The sequence below is a fragment of the Flavobacterium sp. J49 genome (assembly GCF_011742145.1).
In the GTDB taxonomy this organism is placed as follows: domain Bacteria; phylum Bacteroidota; class Bacteroidia; order Flavobacteriales; family Flavobacteriaceae; genus Flavobacterium.
In genome coordinates this window covers 309,322-332,247 of record NZ_JAAQQU010000104.1, presented here as the reverse complement: position 1 = coordinate 332,247, position 22,926 = coordinate 309,322, and the positions used below count along the sequence as shown (strand labels likewise).

Annotated in this window: 24 protein-coding genes; 16 read left to right on the top strand and 8 right to left on the bottom strand. The window is 37.9% G+C overall.

The window, feature by feature from the left end:
- Nucleotides 1-11: 11 nt before the first annotated feature.
- The 4 genes from HA632_RS08000 to HA632_RS07985 all read right to left on the bottom strand — a co-directional run bounded on the left by HA632_RS08000 (nucleotide 12) and on the right by HA632_RS07985 (nucleotide 5,276).
- Nucleotides 12-1,886, bottom strand: a complete 1,875-nt coding sequence (locus HA632_RS08000) for a M1 family metallopeptidase (protein WP_176306668.1) — start codon at nucleotides 1,884-1,886, stop codon at nucleotides 12-14.
- 42 nt (nucleotides 1,887-1,928) lie between these two features.
- The gene (locus tag HA632_RS07995; protein ID WP_228778761.1) at nucleotides 1,929-3,509 is read right to left on the bottom strand and encodes a S8 family peptidase; all 1,581 of its coding nucleotides are present in this window, start codon (nucleotides 3,507-3,509) and stop codon (nucleotides 1,929-1,931) included.
- 461 nt (nucleotides 3,510-3,970) lie between these two features.
- Nucleotides 3,971-4,402 (bottom strand): MarR family winged helix-turn-helix transcriptional regulator, encoded by a 432-nt coding sequence (locus tag HA632_RS07990; protein WP_176306667.1) that lies wholly within the window; start codon nucleotides 4,400-4,402, stop codon nucleotides 3,971-3,973.
- Between the two features lie 16 nt (nucleotides 4,403-4,418).
- Complete coding sequence (locus tag HA632_RS07985) at nucleotides 4,419-5,276, bottom strand: MBL fold metallo-hydrolase (RefSeq protein ID WP_176306666.1); 858 nt, start codon at nucleotides 5,274-5,276, stop codon at nucleotides 4,419-4,421.
- Between the two features lie 181 nt (nucleotides 5,277-5,457).
- On the opposite strand from HA632_RS07985, the gene HA632_RS07980 reads away from it, so the two are divergent.
- From HA632_RS07980 to sufD, 4 genes are all read left to right on the top strand, one after another.
- A complete protein-coding gene (locus HA632_RS07980) occupies nucleotides 5,458-5,787 on the top strand; it encodes an iron-sulfur cluster assembly accessory protein (RefSeq protein WP_176306665.1) in 330 nt (109 codons plus the stop codon).
- Nucleotides 5,788-5,796: 9 nt separating this feature from the next.
- Complete coding sequence (sufB, locus tag HA632_RS07975) at nucleotides 5,797-7,245, top strand: Fe-S cluster assembly protein SufB (RefSeq protein WP_176306664.1); 1,449 nt, start codon at nucleotides 5,797-5,799, stop codon at nucleotides 7,243-7,245.
- A gap of 31 nt (nucleotides 7,246-7,276) precedes the next feature.
- Nucleotides 7,277-8,029: a Fe-S cluster assembly ATPase SufC gene (gene sufC, locus HA632_RS07970; RefSeq protein WP_176306663.1), complete on the top strand. Its 753-nt coding sequence runs from the start codon at nucleotides 7,277-7,279 to the stop codon at nucleotides 8,027-8,029.
- Between the two features lie 74 nt (nucleotides 8,030-8,103).
- On the top strand, nucleotides 8,104-9,420 hold the full coding sequence (sufD, locus tag HA632_RS07965; protein WP_176306662.1) for a Fe-S cluster assembly protein SufD: 1,317 nt from the start codon (nucleotides 8,104-8,106) through the stop codon (nucleotides 9,418-9,420).
- A 147-nt stretch (nucleotides 9,421-9,567) separates the two neighbouring features.
- Here the strand turns inward: sufD and HA632_RS07960 are convergent, their stop codons facing one another.
- Complete coding sequence (locus tag HA632_RS07960; protein ID WP_176306661.1) at nucleotides 9,568-10,920, bottom strand: serine hydrolase; 1,353 nt, start codon at nucleotides 10,918-10,920, stop codon at nucleotides 9,568-9,570.
- A gap of 229 nt (nucleotides 10,921-11,149) precedes the next feature.
- On the opposite strand from HA632_RS07960, the gene HA632_RS07955 reads away from it, so the two are divergent.
- From HA632_RS07955 to HA632_RS07930, 6 genes are all read left to right on the top strand, one after another.
- On the top strand, nucleotides 11,150-12,364 hold the full coding sequence (locus HA632_RS07955) for an aminotransferase class V-fold PLP-dependent enzyme (protein ID WP_176306660.1): 1,215 nt from the start codon (nucleotides 11,150-11,152) through the stop codon (nucleotides 12,362-12,364).
- Between the two features lie 12 nt (nucleotides 12,365-12,376).
- Nucleotides 12,377-12,814 (top strand): hypothetical protein, encoded by a 438-nt coding sequence (locus HA632_RS07950; protein WP_176306659.1) that lies wholly within the window; start codon nucleotides 12,377-12,379, stop codon nucleotides 12,812-12,814.
- Entirely contained in the window at nucleotides 12,814-13,233 is a 420-nt protein-coding gene (locus tag HA632_RS07945) for a SufE family protein (protein WP_176306658.1), read from the top strand. The genes HA632_RS07950 and HA632_RS07945 overlap by 1 nt, the downstream gene beginning before the upstream one ends.
- 6 nt (nucleotides 13,234-13,239) lie before the next feature.
- On the top strand, nucleotides 13,240-13,563 hold the full coding sequence (locus HA632_RS07940; protein WP_162126866.1) for an SUF system Fe-S cluster assembly protein: 324 nt from the start codon (nucleotides 13,240-13,242) through the stop codon (nucleotides 13,561-13,563).
- Nucleotides 13,564-13,640: 77 nt separating this feature from the next.
- On the top strand, nucleotides 13,641-14,147 hold the full coding sequence (locus tag HA632_RS07935; protein ID WP_176306657.1) for a DUF2480 family protein: 507 nt from the start codon (nucleotides 13,641-13,643) through the stop codon (nucleotides 14,145-14,147).
- Nucleotides 14,148-14,207: 60 nt separating this feature from the next.
- Complete coding sequence (locus tag HA632_RS07930) at nucleotides 14,208-15,101, top strand: DUF3078 domain-containing protein (RefSeq protein ID WP_176306656.1); 894 nt, start codon at nucleotides 14,208-14,210, stop codon at nucleotides 15,099-15,101.
- A gap of 564 nt (nucleotides 15,102-15,665) precedes the next feature.
- Here the strand turns inward: HA632_RS07930 and HA632_RS07925 are convergent.
- Together HA632_RS07925 and HA632_RS07920 are read right to left on the bottom strand one after the other, a co-directional pair.
- Complete coding sequence (locus HA632_RS07925; RefSeq protein WP_176306655.1) at nucleotides 15,666-16,808, bottom strand: cystathionine gamma-synthase; 1,143 nt, start codon at nucleotides 16,806-16,808, stop codon at nucleotides 15,666-15,668.
- A 58-nt stretch (nucleotides 16,809-16,866) separates the two neighbouring features.
- Nucleotides 16,867-17,322 (bottom strand): DinB family protein, encoded by a 456-nt coding sequence (locus HA632_RS07920; RefSeq protein WP_176306654.1) that lies wholly within the window; start codon nucleotides 17,320-17,322, stop codon nucleotides 16,867-16,869.
- Nucleotides 17,323-17,404: 82 nt separating this feature from the next.
- Between HA632_RS07920 and HA632_RS07915 the strand changes: the two genes are divergently transcribed.
- The 6 genes from HA632_RS07915 to HA632_RS07890 all read left to right on the top strand — a co-directional run bounded on the left by HA632_RS07915 (nucleotide 17,405) and on the right by HA632_RS07890 (nucleotide 22,239).
- Nucleotides 17,405-17,761 (top strand): arsenate reductase family protein, encoded by a 357-nt coding sequence (locus HA632_RS07915; RefSeq protein WP_176306653.1) that lies wholly within the window; start codon nucleotides 17,405-17,407, stop codon nucleotides 17,759-17,761.
- On the top strand, nucleotides 17,754-18,644 hold the full coding sequence (locus tag HA632_RS07910) for a DMT family transporter (protein ID WP_176306652.1): 891 nt from the start codon (nucleotides 17,754-17,756) through the stop codon (nucleotides 18,642-18,644). Before HA632_RS07915 ends, HA632_RS07910 begins: the two co-directional genes overlap by 8 nt.
- A 51-nt stretch (nucleotides 18,645-18,695) precedes the next feature.
- Nucleotides 18,696-19,556 (top strand): YicC/YloC family endoribonuclease, encoded by an 861-nt coding sequence (locus HA632_RS07905; protein ID WP_176306651.1) that lies wholly within the window; start codon nucleotides 18,696-18,698, stop codon nucleotides 19,554-19,556.
- Between the two features lie 227 nt (nucleotides 19,557-19,783).
- Nucleotides 19,784-20,353, top strand: coding sequence for a guanylate kinase (gmk, locus tag HA632_RS07900; protein ID WP_176306650.1), 570 nt, complete (start codon nucleotides 19,784-19,786; stop codon nucleotides 20,351-20,353).
- Between the two features lie 69 nt (nucleotides 20,354-20,422).
- Nucleotides 20,423-21,004 (top strand): nicotinate (nicotinamide) nucleotide adenylyltransferase, encoded by a 582-nt coding sequence (gene nadD, locus HA632_RS07895; RefSeq protein WP_176306649.1) that lies wholly within the window; start codon nucleotides 20,423-20,425, stop codon nucleotides 21,002-21,004.
- 68 nt (nucleotides 21,005-21,072) lie between these two features.
- Entirely contained in the window at nucleotides 21,073-22,239 is a 1,167-nt protein-coding gene (locus tag HA632_RS07890; protein ID WP_176306648.1) for an iron-containing alcohol dehydrogenase, read from the top strand.
- A gap of 74 nt (nucleotides 22,240-22,313) precedes the next feature.
- Here HA632_RS07890 and HA632_RS07885 read toward each other — a convergent pair whose 3' ends face one another.
- Nucleotides 22,314-22,874 carry a hypothetical protein gene (locus HA632_RS07885; RefSeq protein ID WP_176306647.1) on the bottom strand — a complete coding sequence of 187 codons (561 nt, stop codon included), beginning with the start codon at nucleotides 22,872-22,874 and terminating at the stop codon, nucleotides 22,314-22,316.
- Nucleotides 22,875-22,926: the final 52 nt, after the last annotated feature.

Here is a 22,926-nt window from a genome sequence, read left to right as displayed (position 1 = left end):
GTTGCCTTTTTTTATTTCACTTCATAAATATTATTCGCTTTGTTAACATCGGCCATTAAACCGCTTGGATCGAGGATAACTTTTTTGACGGTTTTTGTTGTTGGCAAGGAATAACTGTAGGTTGGAAAAGCCCAAGCCCAATCAGCAATAACGGTTCTTTTGAGACTTGAATAGGGATTTTCTTTCTCAAAACTCATCATGCGCAACGGAATGTAAAAACTTTCTCGGGAACCATCAGTATATTCTACTATCATATCAATAGGCATCGGAATTCTGCCGATTCTCTCCAAAGTGATGGTGGTAGAATTTTCTTTGGCACTGATTTCTTTTACACCATAATCAATGGTATTGGTTGTTTGCGTCCAATCGGTTAAATACCAATCTAAATTGGCTCCGGAAACCCTTTCAGCGGTTCTTTTAATATCGTTGGGTGTTGGGTGTTTGAATTTAAAATCGGCGTAATAGCGCTTTAAAGTTTTTGCTAAATTTTCTCTGCCTATTAAATAGATTAATTGGGCCAAAAAAACTTCTCCTTTGCTGTAGGATGCAGTGCTGTAACATTTGTTAAAGTCAAAACGATCAGCGTGAGTGGATAAAGGCTGTTCTTTTCCTGAATTAGCCAAATCAACATAGCTTTTGTAAGCACCCGAATAGGGATTGGATGATTTTTTGGTGGCCAATTCATTCATAACCGAATCTTCAATAAAAGAGGTAAACCCTTCGTCCATCCAACTGTGTTTGCTTTCATTGTTAGCCAAAACATGTTGGAACCAAGAGTGCCCAAATTCATGGGCAATCAAACCCACGAACCCATTCAATTCTCCTTCACCTAAGACCAAAGTACACATAGCATATTCCATTCCGCCGTCACCACCTTGAATTACGGAGTATTGTTGGTACGGATATTCCCCAACCATGTTATTGTAATACGTTAAGATTTTAGCGGTATACGATTGTGCTTTTTTCCAAGTGTCAATGATTTTCGGATTGTTTTTGTAAAGAAAATGAAGCGTTACACCTTCATCTGTAACCAGTTTGTCGTGAATGTACTCCCTGTCAGCAGCCCAAGTAAAATCGTGTACGTTGGGCGCTAAGAAATGCCAAGTCAGTGTTTTTTGCTTCTTGGGAACGCTAACCAATATTCCATCGTCTTGATAGCCATGACCAATTTCATTGGCGTTTTGCAAATAACCGGTTCCACCCAAAACATAATTTTTATCGATAGTAATTTTGACATCAAAATTGCCCCAAACACCATGAAATTCTCTGGAAATATAGGGGTCAGCATGCCAACCTTCAAAATCAAATTCCGCCATTTTTGGGTACCATTGCGCCATAGAAAGTTCGATGCCTTCTTTATTGTTTCTGCCCGAGCGGCGAATTTGCATAGGGACTTGTCCATTGAAATCCAAAGTGAGTAAAGTGGATTTTCCCGGCAGAAGAGGTTGTGTCAAATCGACTTCTAAAATAGTACCGACTTCTTTGATTTTGGCAGAAACACCATCTTGTTTAAAATTCGATATTCTCAGAAAACCTATTTCATTCGGTTTTAATTTGGCCACTCTGCTTTCATTGATCTCTTTGTCACCACCAGTTTTGATTTTGTCAACCATTCTGGCATCTGGATCTGAAATAGACTGTATACGGGCATCCATTTCGCTTCCGGGTTGAAAAGCATTATTGTACAAATGATAGTAAACGCGTCTTAAAGTATCTTGGGAATTATTGGAGTAAAGTAATTCTTGTTTGCCTGTGTATTGATAGGTTTTGACATCCATCGATATTTCCATTTTATAGTCGGCTTTTTGTTGCCAATAACCATCAGATTGTGCCATGGCTGCTGTAGTAAACAGTAAAACAGAAATAGAAAAAAGTTTGTTAGTCATGATTCTCTAAGAAAAAGGGAAGGTTTTATCCTCCCCGTAAAATTATAGTTTTGGTTCTTTTTGTGTTTCTTTTGATAGTTCTTCGGCCATTTTCAAGGCATTGTAAGCATTAACGATTTTGCCGGAAACACCGGTTTTTGAGAAAGGCCTTTTTTCGCCATTTTCTCCAACTACCACATCAAAGTTTAAAGGCGTTCCCGATTGCATTATAATTTGCTTGACTTGCTTGGCTTTCAAATTAGGATAATACGAACGAATGAGAGCCGCTACTCCGGCAACGTTTGGAGAAGCCATTGAAGTTCCTTGTTGGTACTTATAATCGTTCCCCGGAACAGTAGCATACACCTTTACGCCCGGAGCAAAAACGTCTACATTATCAGTTCCAAAATTAGAAAAATCGGCAACAATGTTTTCTCCATAATTGTAATTTATAGCACCAACTTTAACAACATTATTCACCAATTCGGTTTTTTTATCCGCGGTATCTTCGGGATAATTGGGCTCGACGTCTACATTTTTGCCGTCATTTCCTGCGGCCAAAATTATTAATACATCTTTGCTTTCGGCATATTTCATCGCATCCCAAACCCATTCTTTGTGTGGAGAATAATCTTTACCAAAACTTCCGTTGATGACTTTGGCACCATTGTCAACAGCATAGCGAATGGCCAATGCAATGTCTTTGTCGTATTCATCTCCATTAGGTACTGCACGAATCGGCATGATTTCAACGTTTTCGGCAACACCGTCTCCGCCAATCCCGTTGTTCCTTTTTTGAGCAATTATTCCAGCTACATGGGTTCCATGTGAAGAGTCTTTTCTGTCTTTTGAATATACAATATTGTTCCCGTATTTTTTATCTTTAATATCTTCGGGATTGTCGCCAACGGGTTTTCTTCCGTCAAATTCTTTGTTCAAATTGTAGTTCAATTTATCGTAAACATAATCTTTAAACTCTTCTAATTCTCCTCTGAAATTAGCACCGGTATCTTCGGCGTAAGCCAACATTATTTTTTTGCTTTTATACAAATCATACTTCACTGAAGCCACATTCTTCAAGTCTTCAACGGTGTATGTGTCTTTTTTTAAATACTCGCGGATGGTCTTGTCGGCATCAACCAATAAATCGACTGTTTCTTTGTACGGAAAAACTTTTTGGTATTCGGCTTCGTATTCCTTTTGGGCTCTTTTGTACATCTCGGTTCCATCATCGCCTTTTCTTAAATAGCGAACCAATTCGAGAGTTTCATTATTTGAATTGCCTAAAAAGTTCCAACCGTGAACATCATCAGTATAACCGTTTTTATCATCATCTTTACCGTTGTTGGGGATTTCTTTATTATTGGTCCAAATTACACTTTTTAAATCGGGATGACTGATGTCAACACCCGAGTCGATAACTCCGACAACTATCTTTTTGCCTTTTTTGTTTTTTAAAAGCTCTTCATAAGCCTTGTCCACACTCATGCCCGGAATCGAGTCTTTTTCAAGGTCTAGATGACTCCAACGTTGCAGTTGTTGTTCAGTTAATGGTGTTTTTTTATAGTTTTTCGTTTGCGTTGTTTGTTGCGCTGTCATTGACATAGCTGTCAACAATAAAAACGAATAGGCTAAAGCTCTCATTTTTAATAATTTAATATTTATACGATTGTAAAAATAATTTCTTTTACAACAAAAAATATAGGTCTTAACAATAATTTAGTATCGGTTAAATGATGAAATCAAAACCGTCTGTATACATTATAATACTCAAAAATATGAAAAGTACTAAGGCTAAATAATTTAACGCTTTTGATTTTAGCGAATTTCTCAACTGTTTTTTAGACGTTTTTCCTCTTTTTGCCTAAAGTTAGAATCTAAGCATCTCATTGTTTTCAAGGTTTTGCAAAGAAGGTTAGAAGTTTTGTGTAAAAAAAACCTAGAAGTTATCTGATTTTAATTTTAGGGTAAAAATCTTTTTTTGTCTCGGGTGATGGAATGCAATTTATCAGGTTGAGGAACTGCATTTTTTCACCGGATATTCTATAAGATTTTTTGGCGATGGTTACTAATGGGTTTTGTTGCGTAACCATGTGTAACAGTTGTTATTTTTTACAATTATGGCTGATTTTTTTTAGAATTGTATTGACCGTTTCAATCTCTTCCCGAGAAATGTTTTCCAATGCTTTTGCTCTGTTTTTCAAGACAATTTTATATACATCGTCTAATGTTTTTTGCCCGGATTTTGTTATTTTTAAAATTGTTTTTCTGCGGTCCTTGGGATTGATTCCTCGGTGTAAAAACTCGGCTTTCACCAATAAGTCTATAATTCGGGTGATGGAGGCATTGTCTTTGAAAACTTTTTCTGCCAGTTCAATTTGGCTTGCTTTTGGATTTTCACTCAAGCATTTTAAAACCAACCATTGGTCAATAGTAATGTTTAGGTGGTTTATTCTCAATTGATTTTGAGCATACATTCTGTAGGTTTTTATGGCTCCTTCAATGTTGTAAAATATTACAGATTTTAAATATTCCATACAGATTCTTTTAAAATTATATGATGTCCTCTAATTTAAAAATTTCTTTCAACCTAATGCCTCTTTCCGTGTTTTCTACCGTGATGATTTGGTTATGGGCATCGTGTTCCAGCCACAAATAGTAATTATTTTCCACCGCTGCGTGTAAAAATTTTGACTTTTCCGGCATGGTCAAAAGTGGTCGGGTGTCGTAACCCATTACATAAGGCAACGGTAAATGTCCGGCCGTCGGAATTAAATCGGCACAAAAAACAATAGTTTTATCTTGGTATTGAATATGGGGAATCATCATTTTTTCGGTATGACCATCAACATAGAAAATTCCAAATCCCAATTCCTCTGAAACCCCAAAATCACCTTCCGGTCTTTGGATAAAATTCAATTGTCCACTCTCTTGCATAGGCAAAATATTTTCCGAAAGGAAAGAGGCTTTTTCTCTCGCATTTGGTTTCGTTGCCCATTCCCAATGGTTGTCATTAGTCCAAAACTTGGCATTTTTGAAAGCGACTTCATAACCGGTTTTGTCTTTGTTCCAGTTTACGCTACCTCCACAATGGTCAAAGTGCAGATGGGTCATAAAAACATCGGTCACATCATCGCGATGGAAACCATATTTCGCCAAAGAACCATCTAAAGAATGACTTTCCCAAAGCGAATAATACCCAAAAAACTTCTCCGATTGTTTATTACCCATTCCGGTATCAATCAAAATCAGGCGGTTGCCGTCTTCAATCAGCAGACATCTTGCGGCAATATCGATTAAATTATTGTCGTCTGCGGGATTGGTTTTGTTCCAAATGGTTTTAGGAACCACGCCAAACATGGCGCCGCCGTCGAGTTTAAAGTTGCCGGCTTCAATGGGATATAGCTTCATTTGTTGAATTTTCTTCGGTTAATCTTGAAAATGGATTGCAAATTACTAAAAATCTGCCGCTTTTAATTCCCCAAAATCATTTTTTTCTATTCTTAAATTAGTTATAAAAATGCTTTGAGATGCCGAAAAAAAAGATAAATGTGTTAACTTTGCCCTTTATTTAGACAAAATCAAAATAGACATGATCAAAGTTTCAGATACAGCCAGCAGAAAAATCATCGATATGATGAAAGATGACGGTTTTGACGCTGCCAAAGATTACGTGCGAGTAGGCGTAAAAAGTGGTGGTTGCTCGGGTTTGTCGTATGAATTAAAATTCGACAAAGAGCTCGGAGAAAACGACAAGGTTTTTGAAGACAACCATGTTAAAATTGCCGTAGAAAAAAAATCATTTTTATACTTGGCCGGAACCATTTTAGAGTTCTCAGGCGGATTGAACGGAAAAGGATTTGTGTTTAACAATCCAAATGCATCAAGAACTTGCGGATGCGGAGAATCATTCTCACTTTAGAATAACATTATGGCAAAATACACAGAAGACGACTTAAAAGTCGAACTCGAAAATAAAGAATACGAATACGGTTTCTATACTGATTTAGAGTCGGAGACGTTTCCCATTGGGCTAAATGAAGACATCGTTCGCGCCATTTCTTTGAAAAAAGAAGAGCCGCAATGGATGACCGATTGGCGCCTTGAAGCGTTTCGCGCTTGGCAGGAAATGATTGAACCGGATTGGGCAAATGTGAATTATGAAAAACCCGATTTTCAAGCAATATCATATTATTCGGCACCTAAAAAAGCGGACCCCAATAAAACCTTAGACGACGTTGATCCTGAACTTTTGGCGATGTACAAAAAACTGGGCATCTCGCTTGACGAACAGAAAAAAATGAACAATATCGCGATGGATATTGTGGTTGATTCTGTTTCTGTGGCGACGACCTTTAAAAAAACCTTAAACGAAAAAGGGATTATTTTCTGCTCCATTTCGGAAGCAATTAAAGAACATCCTGAATTGGTTCAAAAATATTTAGGAACGGTTGTACCACAAAGAGACAATTTTTATGCGGCCTTAAATTCAGCCGTTTTCTCTGACGGAAGTTTTTGTTATATCCCAAAAGGCGTTCGTTGTCCGATGGAATTATCAACGTATTTCCGTATCAATCAAGCCGGAACAGGTCAGTTCGAAAGAACATTGTTGATTGCCGATGAAGGCAGTTATGTTTCGTACCTCGAAGGTTGTACAGCACCAAGTCGGGACGAAAATCAATTACACGCTGCAGTAGTCGAGCTAATTGCACTTGATGATGCCGAAATTAAATATTCTACCGTTCAAAACTGGTATCCGGGCAATAAAGAAGGCAAAGGCGGCGTTTTCAACTTTGTAACCAAAAGAGGGTTCTGCGAGAAAAACGCAAAAATTTCGTGGACACAAGTCGAAACCGGCTCGGCCATCACTTGGAAATATCCTTCAGTAATTTTGAAAGGCGATAATTCAATCGGCGAATTTTACTCAATAGCCGTAACCAATAATTTCCAACAAGCTGATACCGGAACCAAGATGATTCATTTGGGTAAAAACACCCGATCAACTATCATTTCCAAAGGAATTTCTGCCGGAAAATCACAAAACAGTTATAGAGGTTTGGTGCAAATTGGTGCCAGAGCTGAAAACGCTCGTAACTTTTCGCAATGTGATTCTTTGTTGATGGGCAATAATTGCGGCGCACATACTTTTCCGTATATCGAAAGTAAAAATTCTTCTGCCAAAATCGAACACGAAGCCACAACTTCTAAAATTGGAGAAGACCAAGTGTTCTATTGTAATCAAAGAGGAATTCCAACCGAAAAAGCCATTGCGTTAATCGTAAACGGTTTCAGCAAAGATGTATTGAACAAGTTGCCAATGGAATTTGCGGTGGAAGCTCAGAAATTATTGGAAATTTCGCTGGAAGGAAGCGTTGGATAATCATAAATCAGAATAAAAACACATTCGAAAAATGTTACAAATAACAAACTTACACGCAAGTGTTGAAGACAAAGAAATATTAAAAGGAATCAATCTTGAAATAAAAGCAGGAGAAGTTCACGCCATCATGGGACCAAACGGTGCCGGGAAAAGTACACTTTCTTCCATTATTGCCGGTAATGAGAATTACGAAGTAACCGAAGGCGAAATCTTGTTGGAAGGCGAAGATATTTCAGAATTAGCGCCCGAAGAAAGAGCGCACAAAGGCGTTTTCTTGTCGTTCCAATATCCGGTCGAAATTCCGGGTGTTTCGGTGACCAACTTTATGAAAACCGCCATCAACGAAAGCCGCAAAGCCAACGGAAAAGAGGAAATGCCGGCCAACGAAATGTTGAAACTAATTCGTGAGAAATCAGAATTATTAGAAATCGACCGCAAGTTTTTATCACGCTCGCTAAACGAAGGTTTTTCGGGTGGAGAAAAGAAACGCAACGAGATTTTCCAAATGGCGATGTTGGAGCCGAAATTAGCCATCCTTGACGAAACCGATTCAGGTTTGGATATTGATGCGCTTCGAATTGTGGCCAACGGTGTAAACAAATTGAAAAATGAAAACAACGCGGTGTTGGTCATCACCCACTACCAACGTTTGTTAGATTATATCATTCCAGATTTCGTTCACGTTTTAATGGACGGAAAGATTGTAAAATCGGGTGACGCTTCTTTAGCGCTTGAATTAGAAGAAAAAGGATACGACTGGATTAAACAAGAGCAAGAAGCTTAAAAAAGTTCTCCGTTATCTGTTCTCCGTTAAAAAATTAACCGACTACTGACAACTGACAACCGACAACAAAAAATATGGAATTAAAAGAAAAATTAATCTCTTCCTTCATGGCTTTCGAAGAACATATTGATGTTCATTCGGAATTGCATGACGTGCGTACTTCAGCCATAAAAAACTTTGAAAACAAAGGTTTCCCAACCAAAAAAGAGGAAGCTTGGAAATATACTTCGCTGTCTGCCATCTTAAAAAATGACTATTCGGTATTCCCGAAGCACGAAAATGCAATTGAATTTGCTGAGGTAAAAAAATATTTTTTACACGAAATCGACACCCACAAAGTGATTTTTGTGGATGGAAAATTCACTTCATTTTTATCGGCGACTACGCATGATGGGTTGGATGTTTGCTTAATGTCATCGGCCTTAAACAAGCCGAAATACAAAATGATTATTGATGAGTATTTCAATAAAATTGCGAGCAAAGAGGAAAGTTTGACGTCTTTGAATACGGCTTTTGCCAATGAAGGTGCCTACATCAACATTCCGAAAAGCAAAGTGGTGGAGAAACCCATTGAAATCATTTATTTTTCGACAGGGCAAGAAGACGCTTTGATGTTACAACCAAGAAATTTAGTCATCGTTGGTGAAAATGCCCACGTTCAAATCATTGAAAGACACCAAAGTTTAAACGAAAATCCTGTGCTGACGAATTCAGTTACAGAGATTTTCGCCCAAAAACGCGCCATCGTTGATTACTATAAAATTCAAAACGACTTGCAATCAGCTAACCTGATTGACAACACTTATATTTCCCAAAAACAAGAAAGCAGGGTTTCGGTGCACACCTTTTCTTTTGGTGGCAACATCACCAGAAACAACCTGAATTTCTACCATTTTGGCGAAAGAATCGATTCAACTTTAAAAGGCATTACCATCATTGGCGACAAACAACATGTTGATCATTACACTTTAGTAAATCATGCGACACCAAACTGCGAAAGCCACCAGAATTACAAAACCATCTTGGCAGGAAGTTCAACAGGTGTTTTCAACGGTAAAATCTACGTGGAAAAAGAAGCCCAAAAAACCGATGCGTTCCAACAAAACAACAACATTTTATTGGGCGATAAAGCAACCATCAACGCTAAACCGCAATTGGAAATCTTTGCCGATGACGTAAAATGTTCGCACGGTTGTACTATCGGACAATTAGACGAAACGGCCATGTTCTACATGCAACAACGCGGGATTCCTAAAAAAGAAGCGAAAGCCTTGTTGATGTACGCATTCTCCAACGAAGTCATCGAAAGCATCAAAATCCCGGAATTAAAAAAACGCATTACCAAAATCATCGCCATGAAATTGGGCGTGAATTTAGGGTTTGATTTATAAAAATTAGAAGCGAACGGCTTGGGCATTTTTGGTGTCCGTGCCTGCCTGCCGGTAGGCAGGTTACCGCTTTCACTACAATAAAAAAGGCTTCCCAATCAGGAAGCCTTTTTTATTTTCATTACAATCGGGGCTAAAGGATTAGCCTTTTTAGTTCTTGTTGTCTTTCTCCAAACTCTCAATAATATCCCTCAAAAAAGCATTATAATCCAAACCTTCATTCAATCCCATACGCACTACCACTAAATCCATTGACGGAATGATGAACACCATTTGCCCTTGGTAACCGCTGCAATGGTATAAATCTCTCGGCACATCAGGATATTTGCCACCGGCGTTTAACCAAAAATGAGCACCATATTGTCCGTTAGAACCATTCGTAGGCGTGGCAACGTATTTGGCCCAACTCGCATCAAATAATTGTTCGCCATTCCATTTTCCTTCGTTCAAATAAAGCAATCCAAACTTCGCCCAATCACGCGTTGTGGCCCAACCATAAGACGAACCCACAAAATTCCCGGCCATATCAACTTCCACTAAAGCCGAGTTCATACCGATTTTGTCCAATAAGCTGCTGTACCAAAAATCTAAGTATTCCTGGTGTGTTTTGAATTGCTTTCTCAATATTCCGGACAATAAATTGGTCGTTCCCGAGGAGTAATTCCAGGAATTATTCGGTTTGCCCACCAAAGGTTTGTCAATTTGCGGTTGTGTCATGTCTTCTGAAATAAAGAGCATTTTAGTCACATCGGAAATCTTACCGTAATCTTCTTCCCATTCTAAACCGGAGTTCATGTGCAACAAATCATTTATCGTGATATTTTTGCGTTCGTCATTTTGCCATTCTGCAATCGGAGCCGGTTTCATGATGTCGATTTTGCCTTGTTTTTGCAATATTCCGAAATACGTAGCCGTCAAACTTTTGGTCATTGACCAACCCAAAATTTTAGAAGTTTCGGTAAAACCCGGCGCATATTTTTCGCCCACTAAATACCCTTTGTACAATACAACAACAGAACGGGTTCGCTTGGTTTTTTGATCTTCTTTGTCAAACACACTTTCCACCGCTTTCTGCAGTTTGTTGTAATCAATATTGGCAAAAGTGGTATCAACCGGGTTGTTATTCCCGTAAGGATAAGGCAAATCGTTTTTTAAAACAGTTCGCTTAGGAACGTTATAAGGCTTGTCAACATCAAAATCATCATTGATTAAAGTGACGCCCAAACCTTCACGGTAAATGGCTTTGCGGGTTTTTAAACCATAGACTTTGGATATGGCAAACTTTCCGTTTTCATCTATTGCATTGGTCGCCCAATCGACTTTGTCGATGTCATTGTCGCCTTTCTGAATGGTTTCTAAACTTCTGCCATCAATAAAATGTCCGGAAGCCACACTCTTGGCCGAAAAACCCGATATCAAATCGAGTTGCGGATAGATTTCAATCCGCAGATAAACGAAGACAATCAGTAGAACAACAGCAAAGATTTTGAGAAATTTTTTCATGGAAATTAATTTTGAAGCAATTTATAAAAATAAAACATTGTTTGAATATGAGTTAACCACAAAAGAAACAAAGATAACAAAGGCACAAAACCTTTGTGTCTTTTGAAAACTCTTGTGCCTTTTGTGGTTCAAAAATAATCCGATAACAAATCATAAATATTCGTGAATTCGTGGCTTTTTCCACTTCAATTTTTCTACTTTTGTATTTAGAATTTTTCTAAATAATACCATGTTAGACATCCAAAAAATCAGAGCTGATTTTCCGATACTTTCCCAAAAAGTCAATGGCAAACCACTCGTCTATTTTGATAACGGCGCAACTTCGCAAAAACCACAAGTGGTTATCGATGCGATATCCCAATATTACCAAGAAATTAATGCCAACATTCACCGCGGTGTGCATACCTTGAGCCAATTAGCGACAGATGCGTATGAAGTTTCTCGTGGTAAAATTCAAAATCATATCAACGCCAAACACGCACACGAAATCATTTTTACTTCGGGAACCACTCACGGGATTAATGCCGTTGCCAACGGTTTTGCGGCCTTTTTAAAACCAAGTGATGAGGTTTTGGTTTCCGCCTTAGAACACCACAGCAACATTGTGCCTTGGCAAATGTTATGCGAAAGAACCGGCGCGACTTTAAAAGTCATTCCGATGAATGAAAAAGGCGAATTGATGATGTCGGAATATGATAAATTACTTTCAAACAAAACCAAAATCGTAACGGTAAATCATATTTCAAATGCTTTGGGTACCATCAACCCAATCCAATACATGATTGACAAAGCACATGAAGTTGGAGCAGCGATTTTAATCGATGGCGCGCAGGCTACACCGCATCTAAAACCGGATGTTCAAGCTTTAGATTGTGATTTTTATGTGTTTTCCGGACATAAAATTTGTGGTCCAACCGGCATCGGAATCCTTTATGGAAAAGAAGAATGGTTGCGCAAATTACCACCATACCAAGGCGGCGGTGAAATGATTGCCACAGTCACTTTCGAAAAAACGACTTATGCCGACTTACCACACAAATTTGAAGCCGGAACGCCCAATATTGCAGACGGAATAGTACTCGGAACCGCGATTGATTATTTGAATCAAATTGGTTTTGACAACATCGCAAAATACGAACACGAATTACTGGAATATGCCACCGAAAAATTACTGGAAATCGAAGGATTGAAAATTTTCGGTACCGCGGCAGCAAAAACTTCCGTAATTTCGTTTAACATCGATGGCATTCATCCGTATGACATTGGCACAATTATCGATAAGCTTGGTATAGCGGTGCGCACCGGACATCATTGCGCCCAGCCGATTATGGATTATTTCAACATTCCGGGAACCATAAGAGCGAGTTTTGCTTTTTACAATACCAAAGAAGAAATAGACACCATGGTCGAAGCGGTAAAAAAAGCTAAAGCGATGTTATCTTAAAAACAAAGACAGATGAAAACAATTACCATGATTTTACTAACGATTTTCCTCGGAAAAAGTTGTACCAATGAAGCGCAAAACGATTTGACCAACACCACGATTCAATACACAGCGAATACTCGTGGGTTTTACCAAAAAATTGTCATCATCAATCAAAAAGCAACCATTTCAAGAGACCGAAATGAAGGTGCTTTGCCGGAAGAAATTAAGATTTCGGATGCTGATTGGAAGGAGTTAGTGTCTGCTTTCGCCAAAATTAATTTGGAGGAAATTCCGAAGTTAAAAGACCCAACTCAAAAACGATTTTATGACGGTGCAGCGATTGCGAATGTAAAAATACGCTATCAAAACCAAGATTATGTAACCACCGATTTTGACCACGGTTTTCCGCCTAAGGAAATAGAAAAATTAGTCAATAAAATAGTAGCTTTGGCCAAAGAAAAAGAATAATGACCATAAAAGAAATACAAGAGGAAATCGTTGAAGAATTTTCCATGTTTGACGATTGGATGCAACGTTATGAATACATAATCGACCTAGGAAAAGCATTACCGTTAATTGAGGAACAATATAAAACCGAAGAAAACATCATCACCGGTTGCCAATCAAAAGTTTGGGTGCATGCCGAACAACAAGGTGATAAAGTAGTCTTCACCGCCGATAGCGATGCGATTTTAACCAAAGGTATTATTGCGATTCTAATTCGTGCCTTTTCCAATCAAAAAGCTTCGGATATTTTGGACGCCAACACTGATTTTATTGATGAGATTGGTTTAAAAGAACACTTGTCGCCAACACGCGCCAACGGTTTGGTCTCTATGATTAAAAAATTAAAAATGTATGCTTTGGCATTCAATGCTAAAAATTAAAAAACTATGGAAGAATTTAAAGACGATATCAATTTAGGCGAAAATGTAGTCAAAGTGCTCAAAGGCATTTATGATCCCGAAATTCCTGTCGACATCTATGAATTAGGCTTAATCTACGATGTGATGATTAACGAAGACAACGAAGTAAAAGTTTTGATGACATTAACTTCACCAAATTGTCCCGTAGCCGAGACTTTACCTCGTGAAGTAGAAGAAAAAATCAAAAAAATAGACACCGTTAAAGCTTGTGAAGTGGAAATCACCTTCGATCCGCCTTGGAGCAAAGATTTAATGAGTGAAGAAGCCAAATTAGAACTGGGAATGCTTTAAAATTAGTATTCAATAAGCAGTAGCAGTCGGCAGTAATGTCGCTGAATACTCAATACTGAACACTGAACATTATAACAATGGACGAAATCATCAACAGAGTGGCCAATTCTGTGCTCGAAGTATTCGATTTGGAAGATTATTATCCCAAAGGCATTCGAACTCAAATAGACATTTCCCAATGGCTTTTGGAGGGTTTTTTATTGAAAGAAAAAGACTTTCGAGAAGCGTTGAAAAACCACGATTGGTCGCAATACCAAAACCATTTTGTAGCCATTCATTGTTCAACCGATGCTATTGTACCGGCTTGGGCTACAATTTTGGTTACAACTTATGTAGCGCCTTTTGCTGAAAAAGTGGTCAGCGGTAATCTAGTTGACCTGGAAACGGCTTTATACCAAGAGATTCTGCCAACACTTGATTATTCTCTTTACCAAGACAAACCGGTTATCATCAAAGGTTGTTCTAAAAAACCGGTTCCGGAAAGCGCTTACATTATGGCGGTTCAAAAACTCCAACCCATTGCCAAAAGTATTATGTATGGCGAAGCCTGTTCGGCTGTTCCGTTGTACAAAAAAGGTAAATAGTCAGATTTGAAATGGCAAAATGTATTCTTACCTTTGCCTCAAAATTTTAAAAATCTTAAAATGAAAAGAGTTTTATTAGCTACGCTATTCTTTTTATCAATAAACAAAGGGTTTTCTCAGGTAAGTGAAAAAGAATTATTAAAGAAAACCGAAGAAACCATTGCCAAAATCCAGGAAGAAAAACCCAACGGTTGGGAAAAAAAAGGAGTCGCTACCGTCTTGTTAAACCAGGCAAGCTTTAATAACTGGTTAGCCGGTGGCCAAAGCAGTATCTCTGGGAATACAGGAATTAAATATGACCTAAACTACAAGAGCGATACGTGGACATGGGACAACAAACTCAACGCCAATTATGGTTTGACCAAAATCAACGGACAAGACTTGAGAAAAACGGATGACCGCTTTGAATTCAATTCTCTTTTAGGCAAAAAAGCTTCGGGTGAATGGTACTACTCTTTCTTTTTCAATTTTAAAACACAATTTGATTCCGGTTTTGATCCTGCCAATAACACTATTAAAATATCTCACTTTTTATCCCCATCTTACACCCAATTCGGTCCCGGTATGATGTGGAAAAAGAATGATAATCTAAAAATCAACGTTGCGCCGGCAACTTCCAAAATAATCATGGTACATAAGCATTTTACTGAACTTGGTCCGGCTTTTGGGGTGCGCATGGGAGAATCTTCTCGTTATGAATTTGGAGCCGCTGTCAATGCTTATTACAAGTTCAATATCATGGAAAATGTTAGTGCCGAAAATATTTTTAACTCTTACACTAATTATTTGGAAGATGTTTATAATGTTGATATAGATTATACACTAAATATCGTAATGAAAGTCAATAAATACTTGACAACTAATTTTGCCTTTCAAACCATTTATGACGACAACGCTTACCGAGGATTTCAAACGCGTCAAGTCATTGGAATTGGTGTAAATTATGGGTTCTGATACAAATTGACATAAAAAAGAGCCGATTCAGCTTAATGAATCGGCTCTTTTTTTAATAGCCTTATGGCGACATTTGCTATTTAATAATAGTAATCTTTTTAGTTGCCATTAAGTGCAGATTTACTTCTTAAAGCATTTTTTGCTTTTAGACTGCATGGCAATACATCTGGTTGGTTTAGAGTAAGCCGCGGTTGGTTTTTTTGATACTTTTGCCACTTTGCTTGTGGAACCAAATCTCGATTCATGACCACTTGAACTCGCCTCATTCGGTAGTTTTGTGAATGAAAAAGCGTTGGTACTACATAGCATGAATAAGAAAAGAAATACTTTGAAAGTACTTTTTAGGTTAATTGTTTTCATGGGGTCAATTATTAAATTATACAAGATAAACATAGATAAATAAAATTTAATAACCGTCAAAAGACAATAATAATCGACGAAATACACAAAAATTAATAAAAAATATAATTTTTCTTATAATTCCATTTTTCAATAAAATTAAGTTTACAAAAAAGCCAGAGGTTTTTTCCTCCGGCTTTTTACAGTTGGTTAAGTAAGCTTAAATTATCTAAAAGCTTGTTCAATGTCAGCCAATAAATCATCAATGTCTTCAACACCGGTACTCAATCTAACCAAGTCATCAGTGATACCAATTTCTTTTCGTTTGTCTTCCGGAATCGAAGCATGTGTCATTAAAGCCGGATGATTGGCCAAAGATTCCACACCTCCAAGTGATTCGGCTAAAGTGAAAACTTTTAATTTTTCTAAGAAAGAAATAGCGTCTTCTTTTTTTCCTGATTTAAAGGTAAAAGATACCATACCGCCAAAACCGCTCATTTGTTTTTTGGCAATGTCATGAAACGGATGATCTGGCAATCCGGGGTAGAAAACTTTATCTACATCAGGATGATTGGCTAAAAAGTTGGCTACTTTTTCTCCGTTTTCGCAATGTCTTTGCACTCGTAAATGAAGGGTTTTGATTCCTCTTAAAACCAAGAAACTGTCCATTGGGCCTAAAGTACCACCGGTGGCAAACTGTTTAAAGTGCAATTCATCCCCTAAAGCTGCGTCTTTGATAATCAAAGCACCGGCTATCACATCACTGTGCCCGCCCAAATATTTCGTGGCTGAATGCATTACAATATCAGCACCTAAATCCAATGGTTTTTGTAAATAAGGCGTTGCAAAAGTATTGTCTACTGCGAAAAGGATGTTGTGTTTTTTGGTGATTTTGGCAATCTCAGCGATATCAGCCAATTTCATCAACGGATTGGTAGGCGTTTCTACCCAAACCAATTTAGTATTTTCGTTAATCAATGATTGAAACTTCGCCATATCATTCATGTCCACAAAATGGAATTTGATACCGCTGTTGTTGTACAAACGCGTAAACAATCGGTAAGTTCCACCATATAAATCGTCCATAGCGATGATTTCGTCACCGGACTTGAACATTCTAAGCAAACAATCGGTTGCGGCTAATCCTGAAGCGAAAGCCAAGCCACGAGCGCCATTCTCGATACTGGCTAAAGCATCTTCTAAAGCTTGACGCGTTGGATTGGCTGCTCGAGAATATTCATAATCACCTACGGGTTTTCCGGGTGAAGTTTGAGCATATGTTGAGGTTTGAAAAACCGGCGGCATAACTGCTCCGGTAACTTCTTCATGGTGTTGATTTCCATGTATGACTTTGGTGTTGAACTTCATTGTATAAAAATTTTGGCAAAGGTATTTTATTTTTTCAGATGCAAAAGCGGGTTTAACGTTATATAAACTTTCGGATATTCATCATAAAACCAAAATGCAACCCTTCGTGATAATTGTTGAATTCAATGGCTTCCTGAGTTGAGGCCAAATGAAATCCGGTTCCGGTAGTATATTCGTTATAAGAGGTAAACTTTCCGGCGGCATAATCTGCTTTGGTTTTTTCCATTAGGGAAAAAAGAAGTGTTTTTAGTTCGTCTACTTCGGCTTGTGTCGTGGTTCCGGATGGTCTGGAACCGTTTCTGTATTTTTCGTTCATTTCGTCACTGACATTGACAGGCAATCCCGAAAGACGGTACACCAAACCTTGTTGCGCCACGATGATATGTCCTAAATTCCAAACCAGATTATTGCTGAACCCTTTAGGAATTTTGTTTAGTTGTTCCAAAGAATAGCTTTCGATAAGTTGGAGATAATGCTTTCTGTTGGTTTCCCATATTTTAAATGCGGTATCCATAATTGTTTAAATTTTTGATAAAATTACACAAATCCAAAACCATAACAACGTATTTTTGTTAGATAAATTTTAAGCCATCATCATGCGAAAAATATACCATCTCAAAACGTGTAGCACGTGTCAACGCATCTTAAAATCACTACCAAAACTGGAAACTTTTCAACTGCAAGACATCAAAACCGAACCGATGACCGTTAAGCAAGTCGAAGAAATGCAACAATTGGCGGGCAGTTATGAAGTGATTTTCAGCAAAAGAGCAACTCTTTATAAAGAAATGGGTTTAAAAGACGAAAAACTTACCGAAGCCGATTTCAAAAGATATATTTTGGAACATTACACTTTCCTGTCACGTCCGGTAATCATTGCCGATGGCAAAATATTTGTGGGTAACAGCCCGAAAGTGGTTCAACAAGCCATCGATTTTTTGTCGAATGAGTAAGCGCACTTGGGCCTTATTGGCAGCAATGATGGTTTCGCTCATTTACGGCGTTTCGTTTACGATTGCCAAAGACGTTATGCCTACTTACATCAAACCTTTCGGATTTATTTTATTACGGGTTTTTGGCGCTACGATTTTGTTTTGGTTGGTTTCTTTTTTTGGTCCAAAAGAAAAAATCCAACGCAACGATTTCCCTCGAATTATTGCTGCTGCTTTCTTTGGCGTGGCTTTGAACATGCTCACGTTCTTTAAAGGATTGAATTATACGTCGCCTATTTCTGCTTCGGTAATTATGGTGACAACACCTATTATTGTACTGATTTTATCCGCCATCATCATGAAAGAACGCATGGAAACCCGAAAGATTTTCGGAATTCTGCTTGGACTTTTTGGCACAGGCTTTTTAATTCTTTACGGAAAATCGATGGGCAATGCCACCAATGCAATGTTGGGCAATTTTCTAGTTTTTATCAATGCCGTTTCCTATGGTTTTTACCTCATAGTAGTTAAAAAATTAATGGACAAATACAACGCTTTCACTTTCGTAAAATGGATTTATAGTTTTGGTTTGTTAATGGTGATTCCTTTTGGCTGGAGCGAATGTCAGGAAGTTCAATGGCAAACCATTCCGGAAGTAATTATGTGGGAAATAGGTTTTGTAGTTGTCTTTACAACATTTTTCACATACTTATTCAACTTGGTTTCCATGCGAGAATTAAAGCCAACCACGGTTGCCGTTTTTATTTATCTGCAACCGCTTTTCGCTACCATTTTTGCCATGAGTTTAGGCAAAGACCAACTGACTTGGGTTAAGGTGTTGTCGGCGGTTTTGATATTTGTTGGCGTTTATTTGGTTTTGCAAAAGAAAACCATCAACCAATAACTTTCAACCACCAACGATTTTATTTATCTTTGAGAACATTTTACAGAATTTATGATACAATCGATGACCGGTTTTGGAAAAGCTAGTTTGCAATTACCAACCAAAAAAATTACCGTTGAAATCAAATCGCTTAACAGCAAAGGTTTGGATTTAAACACGCGCATGCCTTCTGTTTTCAGAGAAATGGAATTGGGATTGCGCAACCAACTTTCGCAACGATTAGAGCGCGGAAAAATTGATTTTTCATTATATGTTGAGGTTACCGGCGAAGAAACATCTTCTAAAATTAATGTGCCTATTGTCAAAGGGTATATCAACCAAATGAAAGCCGTAATACCAAATGCCGATGAAACCGAATTGATGAAAATGGCCGTCAGAATGCCCGATGCGTTGAAAACAGAGCGCGACGAAATCGACGAAAACGAATGGAAGAAAATCCAAACAGTGATTGACGAAGCTTTAGAAAATATTGCCCAATTCCGAAAAGACGAAGGTGTTTCTTTGGAAAAAGAGTTTTTGCATCGCATTGCCAATATTATGACTTTAATGAACAATGCCGTGGCCTATGATGCCGAAAGAGTGGAAACGGTTAAAACAAGGTTGAGAACGGCTTTAGATGAATTAAAAGAAAATGTAGACGAGAATCGTTTCGAACAAGAATTGATTTTTTATCTCGAAAAATACGACATCACTGAAGAGAAAGTGCGTTTGGAAAACCACTTAAACTATTTCATAGAAACCCTAGCCGGAACCGAAGCCAACGGAAGAAAATTGGGTTTTATTACTCAGGAAATGGGCAGAGAAATCAATACCATGGGTTCTAAATCCAACCATTCCGAAATGCAGAAATTGGTTGTGATGATGAAAGATGAATTGGAGAAGATTAAGGAACAGGTTTTAAATGTTTTGTAAATGCTCAAACATTCTATAAAATATTTTCTGATTTGGATTTTAACTATTTCAATTTTCATCTTCTTTCTTTCAGAGAAAATCGTTAGTAGTTTGTTTCCTGGTTTTCATGATATTGGAATTTGGATTACGACAAATCTTGTCGGAATAGGATTTATAACAATTATAATATTATTTATTTCAATTTATAATTTTCGAAAAAAAGGGAATAAAGAAGCAATTCAACAACAATGAACAAAGGAAAATTATTAGTATTCTCAGCGCCATCCGGTTCGGGAAAAACCACCATAGTAAGACATTTATTGGCACAACCGGAGTTGAATTTAGAATTTTCGATTTCGGCAGCGACCCGTGAACCACGTGGCGAAGAAGTACATGGTAAGGATTACTATTTCATCACCATTGAAGAGTTCAAAAAACACATCAAAGCCGAAGATTTTATCGAATGGGAAGAAGTGTACCGCGATAATTTTTATGGAACTTTAAAAAGTGAAGTGGAACGCATTTGGGCCAAAGGGAAAAACGTAATTTTTGACATCGATGTGGCCGGCGGATTGCGGATTAAACACAAATTTCCCCAGGAAACCTTAGCCGTTTTCGTAAAACCGCCAAGCGTTGACGAACTAAAACGAAGATTAAAAGAGCGTTCTACAGAAACCGATGAAAAAATCAACATGCGTATTGCAAAAGCTCACGTAGAATTAGCAACAGCACCACAATTTGACACGATAATTAAGAATTATGATTTAGATGTCGCGAAAGCAGAAGCTTATGAGTTGGTAAAAGAATTTGTAAAATGAGCCAATAGACACTAGCCAAAAGTAATTAGTTTACTATTGCCTGTTGCCTATTGCCTATTGCCTATTATTATGAAAATCGGATTGTATTTCGGCACCTTTAACCCTATTCATGTTGGGCATTTGATTATTGCCAATCATTTGGCTGAGCATTCGGATTTAGAGCAAATTTGGATGGTTGTCACGCCACACAACCCGCTAAAGCAAAAGAATACTTTGTTGGATGATTATCAGCGTTTGCATTTGGTCAGATTGGCTACAGAAGAGTATCCGAAAATCAAGCCTTCCGACATCGAATTCAAATTGCCGCAACCGAATTATACCGTAAATACTTTAGCGCATTTGATGGAAAAATATCCGCAACATGAGTTCTCTTTAATCATGGGCGAAGACAATCTGAAATCGTTTCACAAGTGGAAAAACTACGAGTATATTTTACAACATCACGACATCTATATTTACCCAAGAATTTCGAATGAACCAGAGAATTTGGAACTTAAAGACAATCCGCGCATTCACAAAATCGACGCGCCTATCGTAGAAATTTCTTCTACATTTATTCGAGACGGTATCAAAAACAAAAAAAATATCCGTCCATTATTGCCACACAACGTTTGGGAATATGTGGATCACAACAATTTTTACCGAAAGTAAACTTAACATACTTTTACCACTTGTTCGTTTGACCCTTTTGTAACTTTGTGTTTCTAAAACAAATTACAATGTTAAATTTCGAATTATACAATCCTACCCAATACGTTTTTGGGAAAGGACAAACACAAAAATTAGCCAATTTAGTTCCAAAAGAAGCCAAAATTTTGCTGGCTTACGGAGGTGGCAGTATCTTTAAAAATGGAGTTTACGAGCAAGTCAAAGCAGCCTTAACCGGTTTTGAAATCATAGAATTTGGAGGAATCGAACCCAATCCTAGATTTGAAACCTTGATGAAAGCGGTAGAAATTATCCGAGCAGAAAAAATCACTTTCATTCTAGCCGTTGGCGGTGGAAGTGTAATTGATGGTGTGAAATTCATCTCCGGCGCGGTTAATTATCAAGGCAATCCCATTGAGATTTTAAAGAAAAAAGTGCTGTTTACTGATGTAACCAAAGTGATTCCTTTCGGAACAGTATTAACTTTGCCGGCTACGGGAAGTGAAATGAATTCGGGCGCTGTCGTTACGATTGAAGCCACTCAGGAGAAACTAACCTTAGGCGGAAGTGCTTTGTTTCCTAAGTTTTCTGTTTGCGATCCTTCTGTGATTGCTTCTTTGCCAAAGCGACAAATTCAAAATGGCGTAGTCGATGCGTTTACCCATGTGATGGAACAATATTTAACATATCCGCACGATGCTTTATTGCAAGACCGTTTAGCGGAAAGTATTTTGCAAACGCTCGTTGAAATCGGACCAAACGTTGTCGAAAATCCGACAGATTATAAATTGGCTTCCAATTATATGTGGTGTGCCACGATGGCCTTGAATGGTTTGATTCAAAAAGGGGTGCCTACGGATTGGGCTACACACATGATTGGTCACGAATTAACGGCTTTGTATGAAATAGATCATGCCAGAACATTAGCGATTATCGGGCCGAATTTATACCGCGTTTTATTTGAAACCAAAAAGGAAAAATTAGCGCAATATGGGGAAAGAGTTTGGAATATCACAGGCAATTCGGTAGAAGATAAGGCTGAAAAAGCCATCGAAAGCACCGTTGAATTTTTTCATCAAATGGGAATGAAAACCAAGCTTTCAGAAAACACAACGGATTATGAAAATACCGCCGATTTTATAGTCAATCGTTTTGAAGAAAGAGGTTGGAAAGCTTTGGGTGAAAAACAAAATGTTACCTTAGAGAAAGTAAAAGCGATTGTTGAAATGAGCTATTAACTTAAAAAGCCTTCCGCAACACGGAAGGCTTTAAAACAAAGTTAAGGGTTTATAATTATCTAATCAATTCTTAATTAATTGGAGCAGTCTGATTGACAAACGTCAAAGAACATTCCCCAGCTGTTTTCATTGAATCGAACACCTTCTGACCAAGCAGATTCTGTTTGAACAATTGAACCATTTTGAAGGCGATTTACTTCTGCATAAGCTGAGATGGTAAAACATTTTGGCAAACCGGCTCTAGGAAAAGAGTAAATAGCTGCTTCAGTACCACCCGGGAAAGTTTCACTAATCGGGTACAAAGACGGATTAGGAGAACCGTTACGAGTAAGCGGAATCATACTTTGTTTGCCTACAAACAAATGGGTTTCTCTAATAAGCCAACGGATACTGGCTTGGTATTCTACATAAACATTGTCAGCATCAAAATAAACTTTGATATCTCCGGCATCATAACGTTGATCAGCTATGAGCTCTGTGTAAGCACAAGGAGATAATTGGCTTACATTAACACTGTTGGCTACCGGAGCAATTTGTCTGGAAGCGGTACTTTGCTCTGAATTGTTTTCAGTTTCACATGAAGTCAAAGTAATGGTGAATACACCAAGAAATAGGGATAAAATTTTTGTTTTCATAAATTTGTAGATTTGGGACTGCTAAAGTATAAAGTAATCTACAAAATGCATA

Excerpts from the sequence above, each read along its gene's own strand:
- HA632_RS08000 (WP_176306668.1), bottom strand. The coding sequence starts at position 1,886 with ATGACTAACAAACTTTTTTCTATTTCTGTTTTACTGTTTACTACAGCA.
- HA632_RS07995 (WP_228778761.1), bottom strand. The coding sequence starts at position 3,509 with ATGAGAGCTTTAGCCTATTCGTTTTTATTGTTGACAGCTATGTCAATG.
- HA632_RS07990 (WP_176306667.1), bottom strand. The coding sequence starts at position 4,402 with ATGGAATATTTAAAATCTGTAATATTTTACAACATTGAAGGAGCCATA.
- HA632_RS07985 (WP_176306666.1), bottom strand. The coding sequence starts at position 5,276 with ATGAAGCTATATCCCATTGAAGCCGGCAACTTTAAACTCGACGGCGGC.
- HA632_RS07980 (WP_176306665.1), top strand. The coding sequence starts at position 5,458 with ATGATCAAAGTTTCAGATACAGCCAGCAGAAAAATCATCGATATGATG.
- sufB (WP_176306664.1), top strand. The coding sequence starts at position 5,797 with ATGGCAAAATACACAGAAGACGACTTAAAAGTCGAACTCGAAAATAAA.
- sufC (WP_176306663.1), top strand. The coding sequence starts at position 7,277 with ATGTTACAAATAACAAACTTACACGCAAGTGTTGAAGACAAAGAAATA.
- sufD (WP_176306662.1), top strand. The coding sequence starts at position 8,104 with ATGGAATTAAAAGAAAAATTAATCTCTTCCTTCATGGCTTTCGAAGAA.
- HA632_RS07960 (WP_176306661.1), bottom strand. The coding sequence starts at position 10,920 with ATGAAAAAATTTCTCAAAATCTTTGCTGTTGTTCTACTGATTGTCTTC.
- HA632_RS07955 (WP_176306660.1), top strand. The coding sequence starts at position 11,150 with ATGTTAGACATCCAAAAAATCAGAGCTGATTTTCCGATACTTTCCCAA.
- HA632_RS07950 (WP_176306659.1), top strand. The coding sequence starts at position 12,377 with ATGAAAACAATTACCATGATTTTACTAACGATTTTCCTCGGAAAAAGT.
- HA632_RS07945 (WP_176306658.1), top strand. The coding sequence starts at position 12,814 with ATGACCATAAAAGAAATACAAGAGGAAATCGTTGAAGAATTTTCCATG.
- HA632_RS07940 (WP_162126866.1), top strand. The coding sequence starts at position 13,240 with ATGGAAGAATTTAAAGACGATATCAATTTAGGCGAAAATGTAGTCAAA.
- HA632_RS07935 (WP_176306657.1), top strand. The coding sequence starts at position 13,641 with ATGGACGAAATCATCAACAGAGTGGCCAATTCTGTGCTCGAAGTATTC.
- HA632_RS07930 (WP_176306656.1), top strand. The coding sequence starts at position 14,208 with ATGAAAAGAGTTTTATTAGCTACGCTATTCTTTTTATCAATAAACAAA.
- HA632_RS07925 (WP_176306655.1), bottom strand. The coding sequence starts at position 16,808 with ATGAAGTTCAACACCAAAGTCATACATGGAAATCAACACCATGAAGAA.
- HA632_RS07920 (WP_176306654.1), bottom strand. The coding sequence starts at position 17,322 with ATGGATACCGCATTTAAAATATGGGAAACCAACAGAAAGCATTATCTC.
- HA632_RS07915 (WP_176306653.1), top strand. The coding sequence starts at position 17,405 with ATGCGAAAAATATACCATCTCAAAACGTGTAGCACGTGTCAACGCATC.
- HA632_RS07910 (WP_176306652.1), top strand. The coding sequence starts at position 17,754 with ATGAGTAAGCGCACTTGGGCCTTATTGGCAGCAATGATGGTTTCGCTC.
- HA632_RS07905 (WP_176306651.1), top strand. The coding sequence starts at position 18,696 with ATGATACAATCGATGACCGGTTTTGGAAAAGCTAGTTTGCAATTACCA.
- gmk (WP_176306650.1), top strand. The coding sequence starts at position 19,784 with ATGAACAAAGGAAAATTATTAGTATTCTCAGCGCCATCCGGTTCGGGA.
- nadD (WP_176306649.1), top strand. The coding sequence starts at position 20,423 with ATGAAAATCGGATTGTATTTCGGCACCTTTAACCCTATTCATGTTGGG.
- HA632_RS07890 (WP_176306648.1), top strand. The coding sequence starts at position 21,073 with ATGTTAAATTTCGAATTATACAATCCTACCCAATACGTTTTTGGGAAA.
- HA632_RS07885 (WP_176306647.1), bottom strand. The coding sequence starts at position 22,874 with ATGAAAACAAAAATTTTATCCCTATTTCTTGGTGTATTCACCATTACT.